Genomic DNA, 10,611 nt, shown 5'->3' with positions numbered 1-10,611 from the left:
AAAGTCCGGAAGACCGAAAGAAAAATTTATTACAGATGTCATCGTCGGACTTCCGGACTTTCCGACTTCCGGTCTTTCGGACTACCCAACTCCTATGCGATTCGAATAACTTTTGCGGGATACCGTTCTGTAAAACTACGGATCATGGATCGTATCGCTTCATTCTCAGGATAAGTAGTCAGGTGTTCTTTCAGAATATCCAGCGCTTCAATCTGAATATTTTGATCAGGGGTACCCATACCATAAAACACCCCGTTTTCTACCAGCACACAGGCTCCTTTATCACGGATAATAAAGGTTTCTTTCTGATCAATCGTCCATTGAATGGCTTCTTTTATTTTTTCATTATACAGGTCTACTTCAGGCCATTCTTTTTGTTCTGTCATGTCAAGGAAGCAAAGCGCAGGATTCAACTCAAAGGTTTTTACCATTTTCCATAACATACGATGGGCATCAGCCAGGAGAGCAAATGACAATAAAGGCTGCAGGTATTTTCTTTTTTTATCGATGGCCAGCCGCAGGTAACCCCTACTGTCTTCAAACATATAAATACCCCATACCTGCTCAAATCTTTTCTGACTCTTGTTATGAGCCGGCCATAGCCTCTTTATTTCAACACTTTCAAAAAGAGAAGCGATAAATTCAGTGGGACATTCCACATGAGAAATCCGGTGTACGGTTCTTAACAGCTCCTGTCGCTTTTTACTGGTATCAAGACCTGTAAAATGGCTCAGTACCCTTTTCTTGAGGTTTTTGGCCTTACCCACATAAATCACTTTGTCTTTCTGGTCGTGGAAATAATATACGCCCGGAAGCTGCGGCAGGTTTTTGACCTGGTGCTCCGGCAAATGTGCCGGAAGGGTCTGGTTATGGTTATCTCTTTTGAGCAACTCTTTAATGAGTCGCATGCCATTGTTCTGTAAAACCAGATCCAGTATTTGTGCTGTGGCAATAGCATCACCACCCGCACGATGCCGGTTGGTGATCTGTATATCCAATTCGCGGCATAAATGTCCAAGTCCATATTTCCTGAACCCTGGGAACACTTTGCGGGCCAGCCGGATGGTGCAGAGCTTTGATACATTTAATTGAAAACCTGCCTGTTGCAAATGACACTTCACGAAAGAATAATCGAAATTCACATTATGCGCCACAAAAATCCGGTCCTTAAGCAGGTTAAAAATATGGGGTGCCACTTCTTCGAAAGAAGGCGCTTCTGAAACCATTTTATCCGAAATACCCGTCATATTGGCGATATAGGGTGGAATGGGCTGATGAGGGTTAATCAGGGTTTCGTAACGCCCCTCCACTTCGGTTCCATTGTGTAATACAATAGCTATTTCAGTCATTCCATGTTGCTCAGGGAAGCCGCCGGTTGTTTCTATATCAACGATCGCAAACTGCATAAATCAGGCTTGTAAATTCGGGAATAATCACATATCTTACAAACAAAGAATTTTTAATCCCCCTTTAGCCCCGGAATTGACTGTAAGCCTGGTTGTCTCTCAAAGATGTTTTTATATCCTCTGAAAGACCGTAAAACCTTTTTACGTACCAAATCTGCTTGCCATGTCTAACACAAAATCTCATTTTCACCTGAGTGAGAATGCCCGTAATGCCACTATTGTAGCACTGATCCTCATTGTAGTAGTGGTGATTTCCTATCTTGAATGGAAGGGTCGGTCATAATAATCTTCGCTGGTATTATACACTTAAAATGCTGCGGTAACCCATGTTACCCTAAGGTTATTTATTGCCACAGGGTAACCAATCTATGGGAATAAGGCATTGGGCTGGTCATACTTGATAAACCTTTGTCCCTACTTCATCACTCACTATTACAGTCCCGATATAAAAATCACCGGGACTGTAATAATTTGAGCCTGGTTCAGACTTATTAAAAAAAGTTGCCCAAAAACTGTAACCTAAAGTCTTAATAAACGTTAGGTATAATTAACAATGATTAACCTGTTATTATAAAATACAGGATTAGCTTTGCACCAGAAAACAACTGACATGAAGAATATTATACTGATCTGCCTGCTGATCGCTTTTACCGCCTGTAGTGGCAATCAGATCCGTAGTTTTTGTAAGAATACAGGCAAGAAATTGGCCAGTTGCTGCACATCTATGAGCATCAAGAAAAAAGAGGCTTTGGCTGCAGGTATAACTGCCGAATCGAATGAAGAAAAGCAAACCCGCTACCAGACTCCTGCTGCCATTTCTTTACTGGAATGGAATGAAGCTGTTCATGTTTGGTAAGTAACAGATCCCTACCCATATACCAAGAACCACGCCTGCGTGGTTTTTTTATGTCTTCTGATGGAGGATTTTAGCCACAGACACACAGATTAATGGCCTGAAATCTGTGAATCTGTGGCTAAATACTACAATTGTAATAGCACCACCTCATCCATTTTAGTTTACCCTTCTCTCTGCCCCCGGTTTTTCGTAAGTTTGCCACCCGTAAAAACAGGATCAGGAATGGAATTGAGCAAGAACTACTTACCCGGAGATATTGAAGCCAAATGGTATCAGCATTGGTTGGATAAAGGTTATTTCAACAGCAAGCCCGACCATCGTGAGTCGTTTACTGTGGTAATACCTCCTCCCAATGTTACAGGTGTATTACACATGGGTCATTGCCTGAACAATACCATCCAGGATATTCTTGTTCGTCGAGCCCGTATGCAAGGCAAAAATGCCTGTTGGGTACCAGGCACCGATCATGCTTCCATTGCCACAGAAGCCAAAGTAGTGGCTATGCTGCGTGAGAGAGGCATTGCAAAATCGTCAATCGGTCGTGAAGAGTTTCTCCAGTATGCCTGGGAATGGAAGGAAAAATATGGTGGAATCATTTTACAGCAGTTAAAGAAAATGGGTTGCAGCCTCGACTGGGATCGCACTTCTTTTACCATGGATGATGCTTATTACAAATCAGTAATTGATGTATTTGTTGACCTCCATAAAAAAGGATTGATCTACCGTGGTAAACGTATGATCAACTGGGATGTAAAAGCCAAAACGGCTTTGAGTGATGAAGAAGTAATTTACAAGGAAGTAAAAAGCAAACTCTATTATGTTCGGTACCAGATTGCGGAAAGCGATGAGCATATCACTATCGCAACTGTTCGTCCGGAAACCATTTTGGGAGACACTGCCATTTGCGTAAATCCTGATGATGAACGTTACCAACACCTGCATGGTAAATATGCCATTGTTCCGTTGATCGGGCGTCGTATACCCATTATTGCCGACGAATATGTAACTACCGACTTTGGTACCGGTGCACTGAAAGTAACACCGGCACATGATATGAATGATTACCAGTTGGGACAGAAATACAACCTCGAAGTAATCGACACCATGAACGATGACGGCACCATGAGCGAAGCCGCACAGTTATACCTTGGTGAAGATCGTTTTGAAGTGCGTAAAAAAATAGTACCTGAACTGGAAGGCAAAGGACATATTGTAAAGATTGAAGACTATACCAATCAGGTAGGTTTTAGTGAAAGAACAGATGCTGTTGTTGAGCCCCGTTTGAGTTTGCAATGGTGGGTAAGCATGAAAGAACTGGCAGCACCAGCCTTAAAAGCCGTGATGGAGGAAGAAATACAATTCCATCCGGCTAAATTTAAAAATCTCTACCGTCACTGGATGGAGAATATTAAAGACTGGTGCATCAGCCGCCAGCTCTGGTGGGGCCATCGAATTCCAGCATGGTATACACCAGATGGACAATACGCAGTTGCTGCTACAAAAGAAGAAGCCTACTCAAAGCTCAAGGCTCAAAGCTCAGGGCTCACTATTGCCGATCTACGTCAGGACGATGACTGTCTTGATACCTGGTTCTCCAGTTGGCTCTGGCCTTTTGAAGTATTCAAGGGATTTTCTGATCCGGGAAATGCAGAAGTGAAATATTATTATCCTACCAATACACTGGTAACCGCTCCTGAAATTATATTCTTCTGGGTAGCGCGTATGATCATGGCGGGAGAAGCATATATGAAAGAGATTCCTTTCAAACATGTTTATTTCACAGGTATTGTAAGGGATAAGCAGGGAAGAAAAATGAGTAAAAGCCTCGGCAACTCTCCTGATCTGCTGGCACTGATTGATCAGTATGGCGCCGATGCAGTACGTTTTGGCATCATGATATCTTCACCTGCCGGAAATGATATTTTATTTGATGAATCTGCACTGGAACAGGGAAGAAATTTCAACAATAAACTCTGGAATGCGCTCAAACTCATCAAAAGCTGGGAATCGCGCATAGAAAGCTCATCACTCACAGCCCAAGGCTCACAGCCTTCCTCCTTCGCCACCGACTGGTTCGAATCGCGTCTCAGTCAGGTTAAACAGGAAGTAGAAACATTGATGCAGCAGTTCAGACTCAGCGAGGCATTGAAAACCCTGTATTCACTGGTATGGGATGATTTCTGCAGCTGGTACCTCGAATGGGCCAAGCCAGGTTTTGAGCAGCCGGTTGATGCAGCCGTATATAACAAAACCATTGGTTATTTTGAAGAGATGATGCAGTTATTACATCCTTTCATGCCATTTATTACCGAAGAGATTTACCAGTTATTAAGACAACAGGAAGAAGACCTTTGTATAAAACAACAAACCATTACCGGAAAAAGCAATCATGATATCCTCCGGGCAGGTGAATTATTAAAACAGGTAATTTCTGCATTACGTGATGCCAGAAATAAAAACCAGATCAAACCAAAAGACCCGATAAAACTTCATATTGAAACAGTTGATCAGACCCCTTATCAAAATATCACAGGAATACTTTCGAAACAGGTGAACGCAGAAAAAATAGATTTCGAATCTGCCAGCACCAACAATATGATAGTAGTGGCTGTAGAAAAAGACAAGTTCTTTATTGAAACAGAGAAACAGCTTGATACAACATCACTTAAAGCCGAGCTACTGAAAGACCTGGAGTACCAGAAAAATTTCCGTGACAGTGTTTTGAAAAAACTCAGCAATGAACGTTTTGTACAAAATGCAAAAGCAGAAGTAGTGGAACTTGAGCGTAAAAAAATGGCTGATGCAGAGGCAAGAATTAAAAACATTGAAGAGAGTTTAAAAAATATATAGCATCCCCAACCCAGCGTTATCATATTCGATCAATTAACCACCATACATGAACCCTTCAGTGCATATCCGTATAGCCAATGAAAATGACAGGGCCATCATTCGGCAGATAGCAGAAATAACCTGGCCGGTTGCGTATGGTGAAATTATATCAGAGGAGCAGATACGTTATATGCTTGACCTGATTTATTCAGATGTGGCGCTGATGGAACAAATGCTGAAAGGTCACCAGTTTTATATAGCCGAATACCAGAATACACCCATTGGTTTTGCCTCTGTATCGCTTGAAGCTGATGAGGGCTGTAAACTTAACAAACTCTATATTCTTCCCGATATTCAGAAAACCGGTGCAGGTAAAGCCTTATTGCAGGAAGTGATTGACTATACCCGGTCGAAACAGCAAACCCGTTTATTCTTACAGGTAAATAAAGAAAACAAAGCCAAAGATTTTTACCATAAAATGGGATTTACCATTGAACAGGAATATAAACTCGATATTGGAAACGGCTTTTTCATGGATGATTATATTATGGGACTCATTGTTTAACTATTTTATACTTCCCATTTTCCTTTCATTGTAGCACTTTCTAACAAGCAGCCTCAGCATATGTAATATTGATTATTTATATGTAAAAATCAGGTTAAACAACTGCTCGTAAATATTGAGACTGTCTTATATTACATCCTATTACCGAAGATGTTTTGCATGAGGAATTTATTGTTGCTTTTTCTATCCATCATCATCTTAAAATCCTATGCTCAGGTTCAGCGACCCGAGAACACTGTCGCATTGTATGAACAACTGAAAAAAGCAAAGGGTGAAGAGCGTGCATCCCTCCTCTTACAATTGGCCAGGATAGAGTTCCCGAAACTGCCAGACCAGTCCATGACTTTTACACAGGAAGCTTTAACCATTTACCGGCAGGAAAATAATGAAAACGGACAGGCTGATGCCATGATCGCACTGTCGAATATGTATCGCAGGAAAAATAATTTCACTCTGGCTTATGAGCTTGATTCGGTGAGTTATTCACTCTCTAAAAAAAATAATTATCTCAGGGGTATTGCCACTGCGTCATTGAACATGATCCCTAATTATATGCGGTTACTGAATTATCAGAAAGCACTCTCAGTGGCCAATGAAGCGGTTGATGCAGGTAAAAAAGCTGATCTTGACAGTCGCCTCATGATCGGACTTTATTTAACGAGGGGTAATATTTATATGCAGATGAAAGATGCTGACCGCGCTTCTGCTGATTATGAAACGGGATACAACCTGGCAGAACAAATAAATGATGAAGTCAGTAAACAAAGGGCACTCGCATCTATGGCTACATCAGCCCGGCTGAATGGCGATAAAGTAACTTCACTCGACCTGATTCTGAGGGCCATTAAAATGGCAGAAAAATCGCAGGATAAAATTGCACTTGCCAGTTTATACCTGGCTGCCGGCAATATTTATACAACGCTTAATAACACCGGAGAAAGTCTTTACTATTATAAAAAAGCTTATTCCTTACAGCAATATATTACACAGTCTGTTATTAAAATGTCGGTACTGGGTAATATATCCCGATCGTTTACCAGAATGAAAGAATACGATTCAGCTAAGCTATATAGTTCTCTCAGACTGAACATCGCCGTCACACAAAAAGATTCGGCGGCGATTGCTGCTACTTATATCGACCTGGGTGATATCGCCAGTGCAAAAGAAGAATATCCAAGTGCAATAGATTATTATGAGTTGGCATTGACAACATATATACAAAGAAAACAGGCCCCGGAAATGACCAGGGTGTATAATGCACTTGCGTCTGCTAACCTGAAAACAAAACAATTTAAAAAAGCAGAAGATTATCTCCTGAAAAGTTATTCATTACAATCGAGGGGCATTGATAAAGGATCAAAACGTTATACCGATTATCTGCTGAGCAAAGTATATGAGGAAACAGGTGAAATGGATAATGCCCGCCGGTTCAGAAATGAATACCTGGCCATGGGCGGAGAAGCCGTGACTGCAGAAACAGAATTAAAAATAAATCGTATACAATCCGATTATGAAATAAGTAAAAGAGAAGATGCATTGGCGTTGGCTGCAAGGGAGCAGCAACTAAAAAATCTACAGCTAAAAGATACCAGACTGCGGTTATGGGGTTCCGTTGCAGTGATTGGCTTACTGGTTATTGTAGCGGCTGTGGTGTATAGAAATTACAGAGAAAAAAAGAAAGTTGCCCTTCAGTTAGCACAAAAAAATGAGCGTATTGAAACATTGATGCGGGAACTCCACCATCGTGTAAAAAACAACCTGCAGGTAATAGGAAGTGTACTCAATTTACAATCACTTAAACTAACCGATGTAAATGCCCGTTCAGCTATTGAAGAAGGCAAAGCCAGGGTGGAAGCCATGAGCCTGTTACACCAGAAAATGTACCTCGATGACAACCTGCGCGCCATCAATATTGAAGAATATATTACTTCTCTAAGCAATATGCTGGCACATAGTTTTGGGTATGATCAATCCATTGTTCGTACCCGTATTCAGCTTAGTTCAAAAAATATGGACGTGGATCTGGCCACACCCCTTGCTCTCATTATCAATGAACTGATCACCAATGCGTTTAAACATGCTTTTCAACAAGTGGAAAAACCTGAGTTAACCATCGAGTTGACAGAAGACATGACTGACCAGACAGTTTCATTGAAAGTAAGTGATAATGGTAAAGGCATTAACCTATCTGCCGTTTCTCCCTCTTCCTTTGGTTTAAAACTGATCCGTACCTTTGTTCAACAAATGGGCGCCACCATGGATATATCCAATACCAAAGGATCTGTGTTTAATATATCTTTCAATTACGCTCAGTAGTCTTATCCTATGACTGAAAAAAGAATTCTGATTATAGAAGATGAACTGATTGTTGCAGAAAATATAGCTGCTGTACTCGAGGCTCAAGGTTACAGTATTGCAGGTATAGCAGACAGGTCAACAACTGCACTCACTCTTTTCAGGGAAACCAAACCACATCTCATTATCTGCGATATTCATATCAAGGGTAAACTGAATGGTATTGAAACGGCTAAAGCCATTACCGCACTCGAACCTGTACCCTTTCTTTATCTCACCGCCTATGCAGATGAAGTTACATTGAATGAAGCTGCCACCACCGATTTTGAAGCCTACCTCTTAAAGCCATTTGTACCAGCCCAGTTAACAGTAGCAGTTAAACTGGCATTTGAAAGGTTTTATATAAAACATCCGCAAAGGGTAAAACTGGTTCCGCCCGGTAAAAGAGAACTAGAAATTCTGGAACTGGTTGCTTCCGGGAAAAGTTCTGGTGAAATAGCTGAACTACTCTTTCTCAGTATTCATACGGTAAATACACATCGCAAAAACCTGATGAACAAGTACGATGCACAAAGCAGTGCCGAACTGATTGCACTGGCGATAAAACAGGGCTGGATATCCTGATTACCCGTTTTACACTCCCATTTCATTTGTTACACTTCAGTGCTACCAGACATTACTCATTAAATTTTCACTGAAAACTAAAAAAAGTTTGTAGAAATGAAAATTGTACTGTTACTTTGTATTTCAAAGTACTTTTAAAACAAAAAATAATTGTATGTTTAGTCAACCTGAAATTACCCGCAACGTATATCCGGGCTCATTGCTAAAAAGAATGCTATTGGGCGCAGGCATTGGACTGGCGCTGATCAGTTTTTTTCTCTTGAATGTTAAGAATCCGGATCCATCCTGGCCTGAATACTGGATGATCAGACCCCTTCTTGTAGTACCGGTGGCTGTTGCAGGTGCCGGTCTGTGTTTTCATTTCCTTGACAAATACCGTTTCGAAAAAGGCTGGAATAAAACCTTCATCACAGTGCTGGGCATACTCGGTCATATTATTGCACTCTGGATGGGAATGGTGCTGGGATTGGATGGTACTTTGTGGAATTAGAAAGCTGCGAGCTATGAGCTCTGAGCCATGAGTCATAAAAATAGCCCATCTTCCATTTAGAAAGCTTGAACACTCATAGCTCGCAGCTAACAAAAATCTGCTATAAAACTATTTAGCCTGTTATTGTGCATCGTTTTACAAACTGATTTATCTTTCCGCTTCTGTGTCTGATAAATAAACAGAATTCATGAAGATTGCAGATAACACCCATCAACACTCATTATCTACACAGTTCAGACGAAAAAGATTTCAATTTTTTCTAAGCCTGATCAGTCAGCTTCCGCGTCCGCTCCATATTCTCGACATCGGTGGAACAGAAGCTTACTGGAATATGATGGGGTTCAATGATCCGCAGGTTCATATCACTTTATTAAATCTACACACACAACCGGTTTCAAATACACAAAGGTTTACCAGCATTACAGGCGATGCTACCCAGCTTGTTGGTTTTGCAGATCAGTCGGTTGACCTGGTTTATTCCAATTCTGTTATCGAACATTTGTTTACACTGGAGGCGCAAGAGAAAATGGCAGACGAAATAAGAAGGGTTGGTAAATCTTATTTTGTACAAACACCCTATCGCTACTTCCCCATCGAACCACATTGGGTTTTTCCTTTTTTTCAGTTCCTTCCACGTACTGCGCGAATAATACTTACACGCAAATTTTCATTAGGACATATACCTCGCATCAACGATCCACTACTTGCAGCAAGGCAGGTAGACGAAGTAAGATTGATGACCATTAACGAATTAAAAAAAATGTTCCCCGGAGGATTGTTGTATAAGGAGTTTTTCCTTGGGATGATTAAATCAGTGGTGATGTATAAGCTGTGAGCTTCAAACCGCAAGCTACAAGCTACAAGTTTCAGGTGTTTTTCTTTTAACGCAAATCAAAAAAAAAGCTAGCAGCTAGAAGCTAGTAGCTCGCAGCTCCTAATGCACCAACACATGCGTCTGCTTAATCACCCCCATTACAAATACGCTTTGTACATGACCAAGGTTTTCTGCCTGACTGAGTTTGTTGACATGAAAATTGTAGTAATCATCCATGTTTTCTGCTACTACTTTCAGCATGAAATCAAATTCACCGGAAATATTATAACACTCAATAACTTCATGCATCTCCAGAATGCTTTTGATAAACCGCTCTCCCGCATTCCGGTTATGTTGTTTGAGTGATACATAACAGATTACCATCAGCCCCTTTTTCACTTTGGAATGATCTAACAAAGTAGCATACTGACGTATTACGCCCTGTTCTTCCATACGTTTAATACGTTCGTGTACAGGGGTGGTACTCAGTAATACTTTATCGGCTATTTCTTTTACCGTTGCACGGGCATTTTGTTGTAATACCCGAAGTATGGCGAGATCCTTTTCATCCAGTTGTAAACTGATGGTAGTGGATTCGGCTGCTGAACGTGTTTTTGCCATTATTTTTAGCTTATTTATTCTACAAAATATAAAATATATACTATTTCATTCCAAAATAATTAATTATTTCAGAATATTCGTCTGTAAATATAGATTTGCACTTCACAAAAA

At 40.8% G+C, this 10,611-nt stretch carries 9 protein-coding genes; 7 read left to right on the top strand and 2 right to left on the bottom strand.

The window, feature by feature from the left end; all coding sequences use genetic code 11:
• Positions 1–92 precede the first annotated feature (92 nt).
• A complete protein-coding gene (locus tag KXJ59_RS11465; protein ID WP_295204696.1) occupies positions 93–1,406 on the bottom strand; it encodes an exonuclease domain-containing protein in 1,314 nt (437 codons plus the stop codon).
• 610 nt (positions 1,407–2,016) lie between these two features.
• Between KXJ59_RS11465 and KXJ59_RS11460 the strand changes: the two genes are divergently transcribed.
• The 7 genes from KXJ59_RS11460 to KXJ59_RS11430 all read left to right on the top strand — a co-directional run bounded on the left by KXJ59_RS11460 (position 2,017) and on the right by KXJ59_RS11430 (position 9,900).
• Positions 2,017–2,262: a hypothetical protein gene (locus KXJ59_RS11460; RefSeq protein ID WP_295204694.1), complete on the top strand. Its 246-nt coding sequence runs from the start codon at positions 2,017–2,019 to the stop codon at positions 2,260–2,262.
• A gap of 222 nt (positions 2,263–2,484) precedes the next feature.
• Positions 2,485–5,112: a valine--tRNA ligase gene (locus KXJ59_RS11455; protein WP_295204692.1), complete on the top strand. Its 2,628-nt coding sequence runs from the start codon at positions 2,485–2,487 to the stop codon at positions 5,110–5,112.
• A gap of 46 nt (positions 5,113–5,158) precedes the next feature.
• Positions 5,159–5,656 carry a GNAT family N-acetyltransferase gene (locus KXJ59_RS11450; RefSeq protein ID WP_295204690.1) on the top strand — a complete coding sequence of 166 codons (498 nt, stop codon included), beginning with the start codon at positions 5,159–5,161 and terminating at the stop codon, positions 5,654–5,656.
• Positions 5,657–5,815: 159 nt separating this feature from the next.
• Positions 5,816–7,972: a histidine kinase dimerization/phosphoacceptor domain -containing protein gene (locus KXJ59_RS11445; RefSeq protein WP_295204688.1), complete on the top strand. Its 2,157-nt coding sequence runs from the start codon at positions 5,816–5,818 to the stop codon at positions 7,970–7,972.
• A 9-nt stretch (positions 7,973–7,981) separates the two neighbouring features.
• Positions 7,982–8,575, top strand: a complete 594-nt coding sequence (locus tag KXJ59_RS11440) for a response regulator transcription factor (RefSeq protein WP_295204686.1) — start codon at positions 7,982–7,984, stop codon at positions 8,573–8,575.
• A gap of 154 nt (positions 8,576–8,729) precedes the next feature.
• On the top strand, positions 8,730–9,065 hold the full coding sequence (locus KXJ59_RS11435) for a hypothetical protein (protein ID WP_295204684.1): 336 nt from the start codon (positions 8,730–8,732) through the stop codon (positions 9,063–9,065).
• Between the two features lie 187 nt (positions 9,066–9,252).
• A complete protein-coding gene (locus KXJ59_RS11430; RefSeq protein WP_295204682.1) occupies positions 9,253–9,900 on the top strand; it encodes a methyltransferase domain-containing protein in 648 nt (215 codons plus the stop codon).
• Positions 9,901–9,999: 99 nt separating this feature from the next.
• Here the strand turns inward: KXJ59_RS11430 and KXJ59_RS11425 are convergent, their stop codons facing one another.
• Positions 10,000–10,500, bottom strand: coding sequence for an Lrp/AsnC family transcriptional regulator (locus KXJ59_RS11425; RefSeq protein ID WP_295204679.1), 501 nt, complete (start codon positions 10,498–10,500; stop codon positions 10,000–10,002).
• Between the last annotated feature and the right edge of the window lie 111 nt (positions 10,501–10,611).

The sequence above is a fragment of the Sediminibacterium sp. genome (genome assembly GCF_019264485.1).
Classification (GTDB): Bacteria; Bacteroidota; Bacteroidia; order Chitinophagales; family Chitinophagaceae; genus Sediminibacterium.
Note: the sequence above shows the minus strand (reverse complement) of the source record. Positions and strands in the feature narration are given on the sequence as shown.

Bases quoted from the DNA above. Each gene is read 5' to 3' on its own strand.
- KXJ59_RS11465 (WP_295204696.1), bottom strand. From the start codon at position 1,406: ATGCAGTTTGCGATCGTTGATATAGAAACAACCGGCGGCTTCCCTGAG.
- KXJ59_RS11460 (WP_295204694.1), top strand. From the start codon at position 2,017: ATGAAGAATATTATACTGATCTGCCTGCTGATCGCTTTTACCGCCTGT.
- KXJ59_RS11455 (WP_295204692.1), top strand. From the start codon at position 2,485: ATGGAATTGAGCAAGAACTACTTACCCGGAGATATTGAAGCCAAATGG.
- KXJ59_RS11450 (WP_295204690.1), top strand. From the start codon at position 5,159: ATGAACCCTTCAGTGCATATCCGTATAGCCAATGAAAATGACAGGGCC.
- KXJ59_RS11445 (WP_295204688.1), top strand. From the start codon at position 5,816: ATGAGGAATTTATTGTTGCTTTTTCTATCCATCATCATCTTAAAATCC.
- KXJ59_RS11440 (WP_295204686.1), top strand. From the start codon at position 7,982: ATGACTGAAAAAAGAATTCTGATTATAGAAGATGAACTGATTGTTGCA.
- KXJ59_RS11435 (WP_295204684.1), top strand. From the start codon at position 8,730: ATGTTTAGTCAACCTGAAATTACCCGCAACGTATATCCGGGCTCATTG.
- KXJ59_RS11430 (WP_295204682.1), top strand. From the start codon at position 9,253: ATGAAGATTGCAGATAACACCCATCAACACTCATTATCTACACAGTTC.
- KXJ59_RS11425 (WP_295204679.1), bottom strand. From the start codon at position 10,500: ATGGCAAAAACACGTTCAGCAGCCGAATCCACTACCATCAGTTTACAA.